General features: G+C 59.8%; 17 protein-coding genes and 1 tRNA gene. 8 read left to right on the forward strand and 10 right to left on the reverse strand.

What is annotated here, in order from left to right; translation table 11 throughout:
* Positions 1 to 5: 5 nt before the first annotated feature.
* Together Q0887_RS13605 and Q0887_RS13610 are read right to left on the reverse strand one after the other, a co-directional pair.
* Entirely contained in the window at positions 6 to 470 is a 465-nt protein-coding gene (locus Q0887_RS13605; RefSeq protein ID WP_299196303.1) for a hypothetical protein, read from the reverse strand.
* Positions 471 to 731: 261 nt separating this feature from the next.
* Positions 732 to 1,064 (reverse strand): DUF2282 domain-containing protein, encoded by a 333-nt coding sequence (locus Q0887_RS13610; protein WP_299196305.1) that lies wholly within the window; start codon positions 1,062 to 1,064, stop codon positions 732 to 734.
* A gap of 206 nt (positions 1,065 to 1,270) precedes the next feature.
* Here Q0887_RS13610 and argB point away from each other — a divergent pair, with 206 nt between their 5' ends.
* The 5 genes from argB to Q0887_RS13635 all read left to right on the forward strand — a co-directional run bounded on the left by argB (position 1,271) and on the right by Q0887_RS13635 (position 4,911).
* Positions 1,271 to 2,179 carry an acetylglutamate kinase gene (gene argB, locus Q0887_RS13615; RefSeq protein WP_299196307.1) on the forward strand — a complete coding sequence of 303 codons (909 nt, stop codon included), beginning with the start codon at positions 1,271 to 1,273 and terminating at the stop codon, positions 2,177 to 2,179.
* Between the two features lie 102 nt (positions 2,180 to 2,281).
* Positions 2,282 to 2,578 (forward strand): YggT family protein, encoded by a 297-nt coding sequence (locus Q0887_RS13620; protein WP_299196309.1) that lies wholly within the window; start codon positions 2,282 to 2,284, stop codon positions 2,576 to 2,578.
* Positions 2,575 to 3,468: a bifunctional methylenetetrahydrofolate dehydrogenase/methenyltetrahydrofolate cyclohydrolase FolD gene (gene folD / locus Q0887_RS13625; RefSeq protein WP_299196311.1), complete on the forward strand. Its 894-nt coding sequence runs from the start codon at positions 2,575 to 2,577 to the stop codon at positions 3,466 to 3,468. The genes Q0887_RS13620 and folD overlap by 4 nt, the downstream gene beginning before the upstream one ends.
* 185 nt (positions 3,469 to 3,653) lie before the next feature.
* Entirely contained in the window at positions 3,654 to 4,226 is a 573-nt protein-coding gene (locus Q0887_RS13630; RefSeq protein ID WP_299196313.1) for a hypothetical protein, read from the forward strand.
* A 31-nt stretch (positions 4,227 to 4,257) separates the two neighbouring features.
* Positions 4,258 to 4,911, forward strand: coding sequence for a MarC family protein (locus Q0887_RS13635; RefSeq protein ID WP_299196314.1), 654 nt, complete (start codon positions 4,258 to 4,260; stop codon positions 4,909 to 4,911).
* A gap of 7 nt (positions 4,912 to 4,918) precedes the next feature.
* Here Q0887_RS13635 and Q0887_RS13640 read toward each other — a convergent pair whose 3' ends face one another.
* The 3 genes from Q0887_RS13640 to Q0887_RS13650 all read right to left on the reverse strand — a co-directional run bounded on the left by Q0887_RS13640 (position 4,919) and on the right by Q0887_RS13650 (position 7,205).
* Positions 4,919 to 5,563 (reverse strand): TetR/AcrR family transcriptional regulator, encoded by a 645-nt coding sequence (locus Q0887_RS13640; protein WP_299196317.1) that lies wholly within the window; start codon positions 5,561 to 5,563, stop codon positions 4,919 to 4,921.
* Positions 5,564 to 5,640: 77 nt separating this feature from the next.
* Entirely contained in the window at positions 5,641 to 6,252 is a 612-nt protein-coding gene (locus Q0887_RS13645) for an LON peptidase substrate-binding domain-containing protein (RefSeq protein ID WP_299196319.1), read from the reverse strand.
* Between the two features lie 11 nt (positions 6,253 to 6,263).
* On the reverse strand, positions 6,264 to 7,205 hold the full coding sequence (locus Q0887_RS13650) for a tetratricopeptide repeat protein (protein ID WP_299196774.1): 942 nt from the start codon (positions 7,203 to 7,205) through the stop codon (positions 6,264 to 6,266).
* A 232-nt stretch (positions 7,206 to 7,437) separates the two neighbouring features.
* Here Q0887_RS13650 and Q0887_RS13655 point away from each other — a divergent pair.
* From Q0887_RS13655 to Q0887_RS13665, 3 genes are all read left to right on the forward strand, one after another.
* Positions 7,438 to 7,512, forward strand: a tRNA-Gly gene (locus Q0887_RS13655).
* Between the two features lie 214 nt (positions 7,513 to 7,726).
* Entirely contained in the window at positions 7,727 to 9,907 is a 2,181-nt protein-coding gene (locus Q0887_RS13660) for a TonB-dependent receptor (RefSeq protein ID WP_299196321.1), read from the forward strand.
* 51 nt (positions 9,908 to 9,958) lie between these two features.
* Entirely contained in the window at positions 9,959 to 10,561 is a 603-nt protein-coding gene (locus tag Q0887_RS13665; RefSeq protein WP_299196323.1) for a hypothetical protein, read from the forward strand.
* Here the strand turns inward: Q0887_RS13665 and Q0887_RS13670 are convergent.
* The 5 genes from Q0887_RS13670 to Q0887_RS13690 all read right to left on the reverse strand — a co-directional run bounded on the left by Q0887_RS13670 (position 10,558) and on the right by Q0887_RS13690 (position 15,529).
* A complete protein-coding gene (locus Q0887_RS13670) occupies positions 10,558 to 11,736 on the reverse strand; it encodes a saccharopine dehydrogenase NADP-binding domain-containing protein (RefSeq protein ID WP_299196325.1) in 1,179 nt (392 codons plus the stop codon). The two genes, Q0887_RS13665 and Q0887_RS13670, sit on opposite strands and share 4 nt — an antisense overlap.
* Before the next feature lie 88 nt (positions 11,737 to 11,824).
* On the reverse strand, positions 11,825 to 13,507 hold the full coding sequence (locus Q0887_RS13675; protein ID WP_299196327.1) for a sulfatase-like hydrolase/transferase: 1,683 nt from the start codon (positions 13,505 to 13,507) through the stop codon (positions 11,825 to 11,827).
* Positions 13,504 to 14,301, reverse strand: a complete 798-nt coding sequence (locus Q0887_RS13680) for an acyl-CoA thioesterase domain-containing protein (RefSeq protein ID WP_299196329.1) — start codon at positions 14,299 to 14,301, stop codon at positions 13,504 to 13,506. Before Q0887_RS13680 ends, Q0887_RS13675 begins: the two co-directional genes overlap by 4 nt.
* 54 nt (positions 14,302 to 14,355) lie before the next feature.
* Positions 14,356 to 14,910 carry a dCTP deaminase gene (dcd, locus tag Q0887_RS13685; RefSeq protein ID WP_299196331.1) on the reverse strand — a complete coding sequence of 185 codons (555 nt, stop codon included), beginning with the start codon at positions 14,908 to 14,910 and terminating at the stop codon, positions 14,356 to 14,358.
* Positions 14,911 to 14,989: 79 nt separating this feature from the next.
* Positions 14,990 to 15,529, reverse strand: coding sequence for a hypothetical protein (locus Q0887_RS13690; RefSeq protein WP_299196334.1), 540 nt, complete (start codon positions 15,527 to 15,529; stop codon positions 14,990 to 14,992).
* Position 15,530 lies beyond the last annotated feature (1 nt).

The raw sequence follows: 15,530 nt of genomic DNA on the forward strand, positions 1-15,530 counted from the left end.
GCGCGCTATCCGCACCAGTCTTTGGGTGAGCTGCCCCAGCCGCTTTCGCTGGCAAGATCGGCATCGATCATCACTTCGGCGAGGTATTCGCGGCTTTGGTCGCTTTGCGTGCGGCGCACTTCGCGCAATTCGCGTCCGTACTGGTCGCGCGGCGGATCGCCTGCGCCGTCCCATTCGAACGGTCCTTCGGCGAGCCATTGGTGCAGTCTTGCACGCGCTGTCCGGGCGAGCGCGCGCTCGGCTTCGCAGGCTCCGTCAAGCTCGGGCGTGTCAAAGCCGGTCAGGCGGATGCGGCGCTGCTGCCCGCCGAAGCCGAGCACCACGGTGTCCCCGTCGACCACGCAGCCGGCCTCCCGCGCTCCCTGCTCTCCGCAAATGGCGAAGCGGTCACTCACGCGCTCCCAGCCTTGCTCTGCAGTGATCGGTCTGAACACGAACCACCACAAAGCCATCACCACCAGCAGCAGCATTGGCATGCGCCAGATCAGCCACCAATCGCCGATGCGGCTGGCGGTTCGGCGGGAACGTTTGAAGCGGGGTCTGGAAGGCGCGCGGCGGGGCATGGGAGCAAAGCTAACACATCCGGCGTGCCGTGCGCAGCCATTCGAAGAGCGCTACTCCCCGACCGATATGCAAATGGGCCGCGCAGGCACAATGCCGCGCGGCCCTTTGGTTGCGATGGAAACGGCCCGTTGTGTCAGGGCCGCTCCATGCGATATTCGGGGTGAAGCTTAGGCTTCGATCGGCTCAAGCGAACCGGTCCCGTTCGGGGTTTCGGTTGTTTCGCAAGTGCCTGCATCGACATAGGTCCATGCATTGCCCTGATAATCGACAACGCTGGTGCCAGCGCAGCTGGTGCCCGGTCCTGCAGCGCAGTCGTTGGCCCCAGCGAGTGAAACGCCGTAGCACTTCTCTTTCGCATCGTCAGCGGCGGCAACTTCTTCGACTTCTTCGGCGCCAGCTGCGTCAGCTTCGGCCGGAGCGTCAGCGCCGCCCGAACATGCAGCGGCAAGGCTGGCGGCTGCGGCAAGTGCGATCGAGCCTTTGAAACGAGTGGTATTCATGGGTGTTTCCTCCATCAAAATGAACCGAGCGGCGCAAATCTCCCTGCGCCTACAATGCTCGATTCGCAGCGAAACAGTATTCGGTTACAAAGCCAAGCGATAAATTCCCGAACTCCGACGGGCCGTGCGCTTTCCTACGCGCTTCGAAGCCGCTAAGCGCTCCGGCAAGAGCCCTCTACTATGGGCATCATAAAGGCTTCCACGCGATGAACGCGAAATCGAGCGATACAGACCAGCTCCCCGATCTGACCAAAGCCGAAGTGCTGATCGAGGCGTTGCCCTATTTCCAGCGCTATGCCGGGCGCACCTTTGTGGTGAAATATGGCGGCCACGCGATGGGCAATGCCCAGGCCGCGCGGGATTTTGCGGAGGATATCGTGCTGCTCAAGGCGGTCGGTATCAATCCGGTGGTTGTCCATGGCGGCGGGCCGCAGATCGGCGACATGCTGTCGCGGCTGGGTGTGAAAAGCACCTTTGTCGATGGCCTGCGTGTTACCGACGAAGCCACTGCCAAAATCGCAGAGATGGTCCTGTCGGGCGCAATCAACAAAGAGCTGGTTGGCTGGCTCTCCAATGCGGGTGGCAAAGCGCTGGGCCTGTCAGGCAAGGATGGCGGGCTGGTCAAGGCGCGCAAGGTCACGCGCACAAACCGTGATCCGGAAAGTCTGATTGAAAGCGTGGTCGATCTCGGTTTTGTCGGAGAGCCTGCGGAAGTCGATACCAGCGTGATCGACACTGCGGTGGCGGCCGGCATGATTCCGGTAATCGCACCGATTGCGGGCGGCGATGACGGCGCGACCTATAATATCAACGCGGACACAATGGCCGGCGCAATCGCAGCAGCGCTGGGTGCGGCGCGGCTGTTTCTGCTGACGGATGTCGCCGGCGTGCTTGATGGCAATGGTGAGCTTCTGACCGATCTCGATCCCGTCAGTATCACCAAATTGCGCGAAGACGGGGTCATCAAAGGCGGGATGGTGCCAAAGCTTGAAACCTGCGTTTCGGCGGTTGAGTCGGGTTGTGATGCTGCAGTTGTGCTCGACGGGCGGGTGCCGCATGCGATGCTGCTCGAATTCTTCACGGCGCGCGGGGCAGGAACGCTGGTCAGCGCGTAAGGCTGGCAATGGGCGTGTTAGTCGGCTAATACGCTTTGCAAGGGACATAAACGAGCAAAGCCTTTCGAAGGCCGCGCCGAAGACAAGGTAACTGAAAGAGCTATGACCGGACTCGAAGTTCTCTACGACATTATAGCGTATCTCACCCGAGCATTCGTGATGCTCATCATCATCCAGTTCGTGATTGGTCTGCTGTTCGCCTTTAACGTGATCAGCCCGTCGAACGATTTTCTTCGTAAGGTGTATGAATCGATCAATGCGTTGCTTGAACCCTTGCTGCGCCCGATCCGTAATGTAATGCCATCGACCGGAGCGATCGATTTCTCGCCATTGGTGCTCATCATTGGCTTGCAGGTCGTGCTCATTGTTCTGAACGGTATTATTGTGGGTGCTCGATGACCGCGACACGAATTGACGGAAAAGCCTTTGCTGCAGGTTTGCGCGAAAAGGTGGGCGCCAGTGCGCTCGAATTTGCAGACAAAGCCGGGCGCAAGCCGGGGCTGGCCGTGGTGCTGGTCGGCGATGATCCAGCGAGCCAGGTCTATGTCGGCTCAAAGGGCAAGGCGACCGTCGCTGCCAATATGGAAAGCTTCGAGCACCGCTTGCCCGACGACACAGGCGAAGCCGATCTGCTCGCGCTGATTGACCAGCTCAACAATGACGAAACCGTTGACGGCATTCTTGTCCAACTGCCGCTGCCGGGCCATCTCGACGAACAATTGATCATCGCCTCGATCAGCCCGGACAAGGATGTCGACGGGTTTCACGTCATCAATGCAGGACGTTTGTCGGTGGGCCAGTCGGGCTTTGTTCCGTGCACGCCGCTGGGCTGTATGATGCTATTGGCAGATAGGCTGGGCGATCTTTCCGGCCTTGAAGCTGTAGTGGTTGGACGCTCCAACATTGTCGGAAAACCGATGGCGCAGTTGTTGCTGGACGCCAACGCGACCGTCACCATCGCGCATAGCCGAACCCGCGATCTTGCCAGCGTCGTTAAGCGTGCGGACATCGTTGTTGCGGCAGTCGGTCGGCCTGAGATGATCGGCAAGGACTGGTTGAAAGATGGCGCGACCGTGATCGATGTAGGCATCAACCGCCTGCCGCCCGAACCCGGCAAGGACAAGGGTAAGCTTGTCGGCGACGTCGCCTATGATGAGGCTGCCGAAGTCGCTGGAGCAATCACGCCAGTGCCGGGCGGTGTCGGGCCAATGACGATTGCGGTCTTGCTGCGCAACACTCTCGTCGCGGCCTATCGTAATGCGGGCCTTGAGGTTCCGGCACAGCTTTGAAGCGTGCTCTGGTTCTTGCAGCGATTGCCGCTTCTGCCACCTTCCTGACTGGATGCACCAGTGGTCCCCGCGGGCCATCGAATGCCATTATCGCGCGTGCGCTCAGTGGGGCACCTGGCGCCGCTCAGCCTAGCGCAATTGTCTCGACCGAGATCGCCTATGCCCGCGCCGCGAAGGAGAAGGGGTTGTCCGGCGCGTCTGTGGACTTCGCCGCTCCTGGAGCGCTGATCCACGGCCGCAACGGACCTGTCCCGCTCGACAGGATTGCAGGCTCACTGGGTGGAAGCGATGAAGCGCCAGCGTGGGTAACACGTGTGGTGGTGCAAAGCTGTGACGGCTCGCTCGCGCTCAGTCAGGGACGCTTTCAGGATGCCGAGGGATTTGTAGGCAATTACGTCACCGTCTGGACCCGCCAGAGCGATGGATCGTTCCGCTGGACTTATGATGTTGCGGGGCGCGACGACCCCCAGCCTCCTGCTGCACGCGAAGACATTGAGGACGGTGACATTGTCGTGACCGCAATCGACGCAATTCAGGGGCTGGTAGCGACATGCCCGCGCGCAGGTGATCCGGTGCCGCCGCCGCCTGCCATTCCGATTGGCGAAGAGGGTGCCGCTGATGCGCAGCTTTCGCGCGACGGGACTTTGCGCTGGCGCTGGGAACACCGCGCCGATGGCACCAAATATGTGAGCGCTGACTACTTCTATGCCGGTCAATGGGCGACCGCGATCGAAGAAAGCCTTGCATCGCCCCCTTGATTAATGGCGCGAACAATGATGAGGGGCAGCGATGCTTCCTGAACTCTTCATCTCCGCCTTTATCACGCTCTTCGTCGTGATTGATCCGCCCGGCTGCGCGCCGATCTATGCGGGGCTCACCAAGAATGCGAGCAACGCGCAGGCACGCAACATGGCATTGCGTGCAACTGCAATCGCGGCTGTGATCTTGCTGATCTTTGCATTCTTCGGCGAAGCGCTGCTTGGCGCGCTGCATATCGAACTCGACAGTTTCCGTATCGCAGGCGGGTTGATGCTGTTCTGGATCGCGTTCGAGATGGTGTTCGAAAAACGCACCCAGCGCCGCGCAGAGCGCGCCGACAAGGTGAGCGCAGACCCAGAGATCGAAGACGTCTCTGTCTTCCCGATGGCGATGCCAATGCTCGCCGGGCCGGGAGCGATTGCTGCCATTATGTTGCTGATGAACGAAGCGGACACCCCTGCAGAAACGCTTGAAGTGTTTGCAGCGCTGGGCCTGGTGCTGATTATCACTGCTGCAGCTTTGGTCGCCGCGGGCCCACTGATCCGGCTGCTTGGAGACAAGGTTGAGGCGGTTATCACGCGGCTGCTGGGCGTGCTGCTGTCCGCGCTTGCCGCGCAGTATGTCATCGACGGTCTTCGCGGGGCATTCGACGTTGGCTCGTCAGCAAGCGGTTCGCTGGTTTAGTGAGACCCTAGGCCGCCTGCTGCGCGAGCAGAATGGGTGTATTCGGATACCCTATCAATTCAAGCGATGCGTTCCCTGCATCAATGATGCGGTCAGGTTCGGCTGAAAGGCGTGCCGATGCAAAGGCTCCATGGAGCAGTTGGACCAGAGTGCGCGCAAGTCCCTCTGCAGAACCGGACTTCCCGCTTGCCGCCAAAGCCCCTTTCGCAATTTCGTGCAGGAAGCCTTCAACTCGATCGAAGATTGCCCGCGCCTCCGCTCGTAAGGCTGGCATTTCCTGTCCCAATTCCAGAGCAAGACCGACGACAGGACAGCCATAGAGGTCTCCGTCCTCGTCTTTGAGCGCCTGATGCGCGCAATGAATGTCGGAATAGATCCCGGCCAAGCGCTCTTCCGGCCGCGCAAACCGTTTGAAATTGGCCTCGAACACATCACGCAAAGTCAGCTCACCGTGATAACGCACGGCAGCGAGCGCGATGTCGTTCTTGTCGGCGAAGTAGCGGTAAACGGTCGCCTTGTTTACGCCCGCAACGTCGGCGATTCTATCAACCGAAACGCCGTGGAAATTGTAGCGCCAGAACAGGCTGGCCGCGGTTGCGACAATGTGCGCGCGGGTCCGCTCGCCCTTGGTCAGAGGGGTGATCAGGTTCATAAGTAACCGTATAGTTACTTCTGCGGCAATCGCACAGGAGTATAGTGCGACATCGGGTCGCAAACTTGGCCATCCACCTATTGCAGGGTTGTGATTTCCTCGCTCGGATCGCTGCGGCCAAAGAACTGCATCAACTGCACCAGCAGCTCACATCGGGCCGACAGGCTTGGCGCTTCGAGCAGTGCCTGTTTTGACGCCGGATCGAAGGGTGCGATCTGCGAGACGCCATTGATGAGTGACTGGTCGTCCAGCCGTTCGACCGAATCCCAATCGACACTGTAGCCCTGACTGTCGGCAAATTCGCGCGCTTCACGTTCAAAACCGCCGCGCTGGGCGTGGCTTAGCACTTCGTCTTCGTCGTCTTCGATCAACTCGCCTTCGACCTGACGAAAGGCGGTTGCGACATCGAGTTCGCGCACCAGCTTGAACCGCGCTTCGCCTTCGAGGATGAGGTTGTAGCGCCCGTCATCCATCGCCTCGATCTCACCGATACGGCCGACGCAGCCGATGGAATAGAGCGGCGCACCTTCAATCGAGCGCTGGGGCTGGATCATGGCGATCTTCCGGTCGCGCACGAGCGCATCACCAACCAGCGCGCGGTAACGCGGTTCAAAGATGTGAAGCGGCAATTGCAGCCCCGGAAACAGGACTGCGCCGGGCAGAGGAAAGATGGAAAGGCGGGTGGACATCGGCGTCTGAATTACCCGAACAGCACCTTGGACAGGCGCCTGCGGGCGGCGACCACCCATTCATCCTCCAGCCCGATAGCTTCGAAGATCTGGAGCAGTTTGGCGCGCGCCGCACTGTCGTTCCATTCGCGGTCCTTGGCGACCATGGCAAGCAGAGTGTCGACGGCCTCATCGCGCGAATTGGCAGCAAAGGCGGCTTCGGCAAAGGCCATCTGCGCCTCCATATTGTCCGCATCAGCCTGAGCAGCCTCGCGCAAAGCGGCAAGCTCGCCTTCATCGACCCGCGTGGACGAAAGTTCGAGCGCGCTTTGGGCCGCTACCATCGCAGCATCATCCTGGACCGTCGCATAGACAGGGCTTGATTGGATCGCTTCGAGCATTTTGGACGCTTCGCCCGGTTGACCCATCGCGATCTGGCATCGGATCATACCGGCAATCGCGCGGGCATTGGCGTTGTCGAATTCGATCACCTGCGCAAAGATGCCCATTGCGCGTTCGCTGTCGCCGCCGCTGAGCGCTTCTTCGCCCATGGTCACGAATCGCTCGATCTCTTGCGCTGATGGCCCCTGCGGCGCGCCATCGCCGCTATCTGCGCCAGCCTGCACCGGCAGCTGCGTCAGCAATTGATCCAGCACCTGCTTCAGCTCGCTTTCGCTTCGCGCCTTTGAAAGGTCGGCGACCGGCTGACCCTGGAACATGGCGTAGACGGTCGGGATCGACTGGATCTGGAATTGGCTGGCGATGAATTTTTCTTCATCGACATTCACCTTGGCGAGAATGACGCCCTTATCCGCATATTCAGCTGCGACCTTTTCGAGCACCGGAGTAAGCGCCTTGCACGGCCCGCACCATTCTGCCCAGAAATCGAGGATCACGAGCTTGGTTTGCGACGGTGTGACAACGGTTTGCTGAAACCGCTCAACCGCTTTTTGTTCTTCGATATTGAGACCCATGCTGGCCAAGGGTTCGCTCCTTTTGAGAATTCTGCGTTGCTATGTGTGAGCCCCAATGTGGGGCATTTTGTGGCTATGTGAAGCGTGAAGCGCACGCTGGCTAGTCGCCTTGCACCGAATAAGCGCAAAACCACACGAATTTTACGCTTGCAGGCATTCGCGACCGCTGCTAATCGCGCCGCCTCTCCGGCAGAGACTTAGCTTTTTCAGCTGCTCTGCGAGACGTCAGTGAGCGGGCGTAGCTCAGGGGTAGAGCACAACCTTGCCAAGGTTGGGGTCGGGCGTTCGAATCGCCTCGCCCGCTCCATTTTTCCGACAGCCGAATTCCGCTGATCGTGTGCATCTGTTCATGCGCGCGTCAGTTTGCGTGTCCTTTGTGCCGCATTTCCATGCTGCATGTCGGATGTGGCGCGCATTTCGTCGACGCAGAGGGATTTCGGGTTGCGCTTTGCCACGTGACCTGTAGGGCGCATGATACTTTGTCACATTGTAACGTTATTACATCATAAGTCAGGACCGACATGACGCCGATCTCATCCCGTATTGCTCTTGCCGCCGCGCTTTCATTTGCGGCGTGCGCGGGCCCCGCCTTTGCCCAGGTTGACCAGACAGCGGCAGATGAAGGGCAAACTGGCGAAGGCTCTACGCGTGTCGAAGATGATCTTCACAACCGCCAGACCGATTATCAGGGCAATATCATCGTCAGCGCAGAGGGTCTTGAGCAGCTCGACATTCTGGCAGGCACAAGCGTCTTCGAAGCCGAAGAAATCCAGCGCAACCTCAACGGCCAGCTTGGTGAAGTTCTGGCCAAACTGCCCGGCGTGTCAGCCAGCAGCTTTGCGCCAGGCGCCTCGCGTCCGGTGCTGCGCGGCTTTCAGGGAGAACGTGTGCGAGTGCTGGTAGACGGGATTGGCACAGCCGATGTCTCAAACACTTCGGTTGACCACGCGACCACAATTGACCCTTTGACGGCAGAACGGATTGAAGTTCTGCGCGGTCCGGCGAGCCTGCTGTTCGGCAGTCAGGCGATAGGCGGCGCGGTCAATGTCATAGATAAGCGCATTCCGCGCCGTGTGCCGGACGAAGGATATCACCTCGATGCGCTCGCAGCCTATGACAGCGCAACCGACCTACGCACCGGCGGCGCTTCGATTGACGTGCCGGTCGGCGATGTTCTGGTTCTCCATCTCGACGGCACGTGGCGCGAAAGCGATGATCTGGAGATTCCCGGTTTCCAGATCGCGCCCGAACTGCGCGCGGAAATTCTCGCCGAGGCCGATGAAGAAGAGGCCGAGGGTGAGTTTGAAGAAGCGGAAGAGTTCCGAGACGCTGCAAACCAGACCGGCTTTGTCCCCAACACGGCAAGCGAAAGTTGGACAATCAATGGCGGGTTCGGCGTGATCCTGGGCGAAAGCTCGTTCGGCGCATCGATCGGTTATTACGACACCAATTATGGCATACCCGGCCGTCCGGGAACCGAGCACGCCCACGAAGAAGAGGGCGAAGAAGAAGGCGAGGCGGAAGAGGGCGAGGAAATCGTCACGATCGATCTGGAGCAAATTCGCGCCGATTTTCGCGGCGATATCTTCCTTGGCGACGGCTTCTTCTCGCGGCTCAAGATCCGCACAGGCTTTTCCGACTACACCCATACCGAATTCGAGGGTGAGGAAGTCGGGACAGTATTCGACGTCCAGAGCCTCGAAACAAGGATAGAACTGGTTCAGAATGAGCGCGGCCCGTCACGCGGGAGCCTTGGCGTCCAGTTCCGCCACCGCGACTTCTTTGCTGAGGGTGCAGAGGCTTACGTCCCGCCGAATCTGACCGATCAGTTCGCCGTTTTCGGCCTGCAGGAATTCGGCAATGGCCCGTTCCAGATCGAACTGGCCGCACGCGCCGAGTTTACCGATGTCGAAGACACGCTCAACCGCGTCAATCGTGATTTCGAGACGTATTCGGGAGCGCTGGGCCTGATCTATGAAAGCGATGAAGCTCTGCGTGCAGGGGTGAATATCAGCCGCGCCGAGCGAGCACCGAGCGCCGAGGAGCTGTTTTCCAATGGCCCGCATATCGCTACTCAGGCCTTCGAGATTGGCGACACAGACCTCTCTGTCGAAAGCGCATGGGGGGCAGAGGCCTTTGTGCGCGGACGGGCCGGCCCAGCGCAGTTCAGCTTTGCCGTCTTCAACCAATGGTTCGACAATTACATTTACCTGACCGAGACGGGTGATGAAGAAGATGGACTGCCCGTCTTCGTCTATCTCCAACAGGATGCGGACTATTTCGGATTTGAAGGCGAAGTGACGTTCCCGCTGTTCGACAATGGCGATTTCGGCCTGATCACCGATCTGCGCGCTTCTTATGTCGAAGCAGAATTGGACGATGGCACATCGGTCCCACGCATCCCGCCGCTCAGTCTGCTGGGCGCGCTTGAACTGCAATCCAACGCCTTCGACATTCGCGGCGAAGTCCAGTGGTTTGCCGAACAGGACGAAGTGCCGACATTTGAAACACCGACCGATGATTTTGCGCTCGTCAACTTCCTTGTCGCTTGGCGTCCTATGGCGAATAATGAGAATGTGACTCTGCAACTTGCTGCGGACAACGTTTTCGACGTTACAGGCCGCCGCCACGCCAGCTTCACCAAGGATTTTGTGCCGCTTTCAGGACGCAATATCCGCGCCAGTGTGCGGCTGAGCTTCTGATCTGGCTAGCAACCCTCTCACGCGCTAGGATTGCGGGCGAGAGGAACTGCAATGAGACGTCCCACTTTCGCTCTGACCGCACTAGCGCTCGCCTTGCCGTCCGCTGCTTTGGCCGAAGCGCATGAGGAACTGAGCATCGCGCCGCCCTTATGCGACTATGGCGCGCCGCATCCGGAAGCGCCCGCGGAACTTGCCGAGTTCGACTTCCTGATTGGCGATTTTACCGTCACAGCCCATGCCTATCGCGCAGGCGCATGGACGCCGCCGCGCCCCGGCCCCGCGCCGCGATGGAACGGGCGCTATATTCTGGGCGGGATGGCGATTGAGGATGAATGGTTTGATCCCGATCCCGGCCTTGTTCCCGATGCCCCGCGCGGTGTGAATATCCGCATGTGGGACAGCGAGGCGGGCGAGTGGGACATGAGCTGGCTGCACACAGCTGGAAGGCAGGTACAGGACCTGCGCGCCAAGATGATCGATGGTCGCCTGACGATGTGGCAGGTCTATCCCGAACGGCGGAATTTCCGCGCTGAATTCGAAAGGCTCGGGCCCGACAGCTGGGAACGCGTGACTTATGCGCCTGACGAGCAGGGCGAGTGGCAACCGACCTTCAAGCTGGTGGCCACCCGAATTCCTTGCTCTGCGGGACCCTAGTTCTCTGCTGCGAAGCTGATCTCGGCGTGTTCCTGAAGCCGGTCGACCAGAGCTTCGCCGAGGAATGAGCCCGGCGTACCGATCCCGCCATCCGCATCGCTTTGCGTCAGTGCAATGGCGGTTTCGGCGATCATCCGGCTCGTCGATCCATAGCCCGGGTCATATTTGCCTTTGACCCCGAAATGCACGTTCTTGCCATCGCCCATCTCGGCGACGAACAACACATCGTAAAAGCCGTTCTCGCGCTCTTCCTTGCTCGGACCCTCGCCGGGCTTAGGCGGCTTGGCGCCGAAGGGGTTCTTCATCATCTCGGTCGCAGCTTCGGCCATTTTCTTGCCTGCTTCGCCCGGGCTGGTGAGCATCATTTCGTCATACTGGAAATCCTCACCATAAGGATGACCCAGCAGGAAATTGGTGCGGTGGACATTCTTGGTGTTGATCGGCGCCATCACGAAGGGCGCGGCCCATTTGTCGAGATCTTTCTCATAGCTCGGGATCATGCCCGAAGGCTGGCTGGGCCCATCAAAGCCCGGTGCAAGTGCAAAGGGATCGCGCAGCACGTTGATAAGGCGCGGGTTCTTCGCGGCGGCCTTCATCGTCGCGCCGAGGCTGGCTGCGGTGCCGCCCGAGAATGTGCCAGCCATTGCGCGCACGCGCCCGCGGATTTTGGGAGCAGGCTTACCGAACCGCTCTTGCGCGGTCTTTTGCGTCATCAAGACGCCTAGGTCGAAGGGGATCGAATCGAACCCGCTCGAAAAACAGATCCGCGCGCCGCTCGCCTTGGCGGCTTCGTGATGCTCCTCGATCTTCTCCGCCATCCATGCAGGCTCGCCGCATAGATCGGCATAGTCGGTGCCGGTTTTGACGCAGGCTGCGACGAGCTTGTCACCATAGAGCTGATAAGGGCCGACCGTTGTGATGACGACCTTGGTGCGCGCGCACATCGCCTCCAGATCAGCGTCGTCATCGGCATTGGCGACAACCAGCGGCGTATCGGCAGGTGCGCCGATTTCATCGCGCACGGCCTCGAGCTTGTCCTGCGACCGGCCTGCCATCGCCCATTTTGGGGCGTTGTCTGACGATCCGTAGTGGTTGTTGAGATACTCGGCGACGAGGCGTCCGGTATAGCCGGTGGCGCCATAGACAATGATGTCGAATTCGCAGGTGTCAGTCATTTGCATGTGTCTCCTTTGCGACCGGCATGGCCTTGACCGGCCTGCGTGTCAAAGTGCGAAGGATGGAGTGGGCGAGTGGTCTCCAGGATCAAAACTCGATCAGTGAACCTTCGCCTTGATCCGCGCGAACCGGATTGGCGAGGTTTTCGGCATCAATTGATACCCAGACCGGCTCCTGCCCCAACCGGGCGTTAAATCGCGCGTTGAACGTGTCGGGCTCCCTTGAGGGATCGAAGAGGTCGGGGCCATAGGCGGCGCGCGAGGCAGCCTGCTGATAACCCATCAAGGTCATAATCGTGGGGAAGATACGGTATTGGCTGCCATTGCCCTGCGCGACAAATCGCGCGTCCTCGCGCGTCTCGCCCGCAATGACAATCAACGGGACAGCCCCTTCGGCAGGGATCGGTTCAGCGGTGCAATGTGTGGTCAGGCCGGTGCGGCCGTCGGCGCGCAGATCCTGTCCGTGATCGGCGGTGTAGATCAGGATGGTTGAGCTGAGATCAGCGTTGCTAAGCAACCGCTCGAAGAATGAGCCCACGCTCCAACTTATCGAATTGCGGTAGGAATTGCGGTAGAGCCTCCAGCTTTCAGAGGTGCCGTCAAAGCCGTCGCGATCTCCTGTGTCAGCGACCTCTGTATAGCTGCCGCGTGCAAGCGCTGGTGCATAGCGCATATGGCTATCGGGATATTTGTCATGGATCGGGAAATGCGCCCCGACCTTGTTTACTAGAATGAAGCTCGGCTGCGGATTGGCGAGTTCGGCGGCGATGCGATCCGCGGCCAGCTGGTCGCGCTGCAAAATTGGCGTATCGTCAAACTGCACGAACAGATCGATCTGGCTGCGCTCCTCCTCGTCCATGCCGTTATGCAACGCGCCTCCTGTTCGCTGCGCATCGATATAGACGGTTCGCATTCCTGCGCGTTTGGCATAGGCCCAGATCGAAGCGCCGCTGGCGAGAATCTCGCGGTAGTTTTCGCGTTTGCCACCAAATCGCAAGCCAAGGTTTGAACCGATGCTGCAATTGGTGATGCTCGGGACCACGCCGAAATTGGTGATCGCGAGACCCGGCCATTCGCGCGAAAGCGGAGTTTCGACTCCTGCAGACGTATTTATGTCGAGATAGTGGCCTGCAACACTCTCATCGATCACCAGCACGATATGGCCTGCTGGCTCGCCATCGAGCGGCAGCTTGCTCGCGTCCCTTTCGGCGCTCGGCATCATTGCGCTCTCGGCGGTGTAAAGTCCGACATAGGCGAGCGTGGTGTAGCTTGAGGGGAGGCCCCTTGCGCCTTCGCCCCCGCGCACGAACAGCATCGCGGTAAGTCCTGCTAGGACGGCGAGGGGCAGACAAGCCGCGATTGGCGCAAGCTGCCACTTGCCGCGCGCAGGCAATCCGATCGCGAGAAGCAGCAACAGCGAAAATACCAACGCGATTGCCAAAGGGGTGCCAAACTGACCCAGCGCCTCGCCCAAGAAGCCTCTCGAACCCAGCATGTTTATGAAGGCGTCATAGGTGAGGAATTGGCCCGTCGCCTTCGCAAAGCCGGTCGCCACCAGCGCGCCGCCTGCAAACAGGACCGCGCTCACCCAGCGAAGCGCTCCGCTGCGAACAAAGGCTGCCGCTATGATCCCGAAAAGTGTGGCGGCGAGCAGCACGAAATAGCCCGCGAGTGGGCCAAAGCCTTCGAGTCCCGCGACCCGAGAGAAAACCTCAGGGGCCAATGCCAAGGCCGCCCACAAGAGCAGCAGAGCAAGTTTGAGAACATTCACGACGGCAAGTCACCCATTGGTATGCGCGGAAGCACACCGGTCTGGCTCGATATGGCGAGCAGCGTGCCGTCTTCGGCATAATGGCGCGCGCTGCCATGCACGGTCCCACGCTCGAATGCGGCGAATTCGGTAACCGACAGCACCCAGCCTGGCTCGCTCGATTGGACAAAGCGGAACATGGCATCAAGGCTAGATGAACCAATCCCATGCGCTTGCGGGTGTGAGCCGAGGAAGAAATCGGAGATGATCGCAAGCCACCCGGCGTCATTGGCAAAGCCTGCGCGGCTGCGCGACCACATTGCGTGGTAGCCGCGCTCATTGTCTTCGCTTGCAAGGCGCATTTCGACCTGATCGATCAATCCGCCCGCTGCGGCCCAGTCGCGCGTTATCTCGCTGCTTGCATCAGGGCCGGGCACCTCGGGCATCTGCGCGAATTGCTGCTTTTTAACAGGCTCGCGCGCCCCGAGCGCGGCGCTGGCGCGATGGGTCGGGCGGCCGTTCACATGAGCATTGGCGGCATATTGCGCGATCGCCTGTCCGCCGCCGCATTGCTCGCAAGAGATTGAAAGCTCTTCGGCGTGCTGGGTGGGGCTGAGAAACTGAACCTGCGCAAACAGCAATGGCAGCTCGGCATCAATCTCCATCGCATCGATTAACGCTGCCAGCGCCACTCCGCCCATAATGTGCCCAGCGCCTTCTGGACCGACCGTCGCAGCGGGCATGACCGGCAGTAGATATTCACCCGCGCGCGCACCCGGCACAACGCGCCAGAACGGAAATTTGGAGATGCTCATATGTGCAAACCTAGCTCGCGCGGCACCAATGTCGAGCTATCAAACTCGGGGCATCTACAGACGGGGAAGCGTAACGCCGCGCTGCCCCATATATTTGCCCGCCCGGTCCTTATAACTCGTCTCGCAGCGCTCATTGCCCTTCAGGAACAGGAACTGGCACGCGCCTTCATTAGCGTAGATTTTCGCCGGGAGCGGTGTTGTGTTCGAGAACTCCAGCGTGACATGCCCTTCCCAACCTGGCTCGAGCGGGGTGACATTCACGATAATTCCGCAGCGCGCATAGGTGCTCTTGCCAAGGCAGATGACGAGCACATCCTCAGGCACGCGGAAATATTCCACAGTGCGGGCCAGCGCGAATGAATTGGGCGGAATGATGCAGACATCGTTGTCGCGGTCGACGAAGTTCTTCGGATCGAAGCTCTTGGGATCGACCGTCGAGCTGTCGACATTGGTGAAGATCTTGAATTCGGGAGCAACGCGCGCGTCATATCCGTAGGAGCTAAGCCCGTATGAGATGCAGCCATCGCGCCTTTGGGCTTCCTCGAAAGGCTCGATCATGCCGTTCGATTGCGCCTGTTCGCGGATCCATTTGTCTGAGAGAATCGCCATGCGCGATAGATTCCGCATGGGCGCATCGGGGGCAAGCGCAAGCGCGATTGCAGCGGCGTCCTATCCCCCGCTTAGACGTTCAATCAATCAATTCCGCCCCCAATTGGGGGTTTAGCGAGGTAATGTGGTTGAGCCATTTCTTGGGTCGCCGCAGCATGTTGTCAGGATACTCAACCCGTAATCCGACAAGCTGCGCCATCCGGCCCACAAAGTGGATGCAATTGCGCTGATCGAGACTGTAGCGTGAGCCTGGCTCATCCTTCCAGAGCCGCACCTCTTGCACGATCCGGCGATATTGAGTGTCGGTGAGCGTAATCGAGAAATGGCGATTGGTGCGCCGGACATAGCGTTGCGGCTCGCTTTCGACCAAATGCCCGACCCAATCGCGCGTGATCGCAGCCGATGATGATTGGGCGGTGAAGCCGTAATTCTCGTTGACTGCGGTGCCGTCATCGAGCGTCCCTTCGAGCACGATGAAGGTGTGCGGATATCGCCCGAACAGAACCGATCCGTTGAACGAATGGAAGTGGATCTGCACATCTGCCAGCGCTGCGCCGCTCCACATGAGAGCGACGAGCGTGAGCAGATGGGTGGCCAGGCGGGCTATGCGTTTGATCATG

Origin of the sequence: uncultured Erythrobacter sp. (assembly GCF_947492365.1) — a bacterium.
Classification (GTDB): Bacteria; Pseudomonadota; Alphaproteobacteria; order Sphingomonadales; family Sphingomonadaceae; genus Erythrobacter.

Excerpts from the sequence above, each read along its gene's own strand:
- Q0887_RS13620 (WP_299196309.1), top strand. The coding sequence starts at position 2,282 with ATGACCGGACTCGAAGTTCTCTACGACATTATAGCGTATCTCACCCGA.
- Q0887_RS13635 (WP_299196314.1), top strand. The coding sequence starts at position 4,258 with ATGCTTCCTGAACTCTTCATCTCCGCCTTTATCACGCTCTTCGTCGTG.
- Q0887_RS13640 (WP_299196317.1), bottom strand. The coding sequence starts at position 5,563 with ATGAACCTGATCACCCCTCTGACCAAGGGCGAGCGGACCCGCGCGCAC.
- folD (WP_299196311.1), top strand. The coding sequence starts at position 2,575 with ATGACCGCGACACGAATTGACGGAAAAGCCTTTGCTGCAGGTTTGCGC.
- Q0887_RS13645 (WP_299196319.1), bottom strand. The coding sequence starts at position 6,252 with ATGTCCACCCGCCTTTCCATCTTTCCTCTGCCCGGCGCAGTCCTGTTT.
- Q0887_RS13690 (WP_299196334.1), bottom strand. The coding sequence starts at position 15,529 with ATGATCAAACGCATAGCCCGCCTGGCCACCCATCTGCTCACGCTCGTC.
- Q0887_RS13660 (WP_299196321.1), top strand. The coding sequence starts at position 7,727 with ATGACGCCGATCTCATCCCGTATTGCTCTTGCCGCCGCGCTTTCATTT.
- Q0887_RS13605 (WP_299196303.1), bottom strand. The coding sequence starts at position 470 with ATGCTGCTGCTGGTGGTGATGGCTTTGTGGTGGTTCGTGTTCAGACCG.
- Q0887_RS13680 (WP_299196329.1), bottom strand. The coding sequence starts at position 14,301 with ATGAGCATCTCCAAATTTCCGTTCTGGCGCGTTGTGCCGGGTGCGCGC.
- Q0887_RS13610 (WP_299196305.1), bottom strand. The coding sequence starts at position 1,064 with ATGAATACCACTCGTTTCAAAGGCTCGATCGCACTTGCCGCAGCCGCC.
- Q0887_RS13670 (WP_299196325.1), bottom strand. The coding sequence starts at position 11,736 with ATGACTGACACCTGCGAATTCGACATCATTGTCTATGGCGCCACCGGC.
- dcd (WP_299196331.1), bottom strand. The coding sequence starts at position 14,910 with ATGGCGATTCTCTCAGACAAATGGATCCGCGAACAGGCGCAATCGAAC.
- Q0887_RS13650 (WP_299196774.1), bottom strand. The coding sequence starts at position 7,205 with ATGGGTCTCAATATCGAAGAACAAAAAGCGGTTGAGCGGTTTCAGCAA.
- Q0887_RS13665 (WP_299196323.1), top strand. The coding sequence starts at position 9,959 with ATGAGACGTCCCACTTTCGCTCTGACCGCACTAGCGCTCGCCTTGCCG.
- argB (WP_299196307.1), top strand. The coding sequence starts at position 1,271 with ATGAACGCGAAATCGAGCGATACAGACCAGCTCCCCGATCTGACCAAA.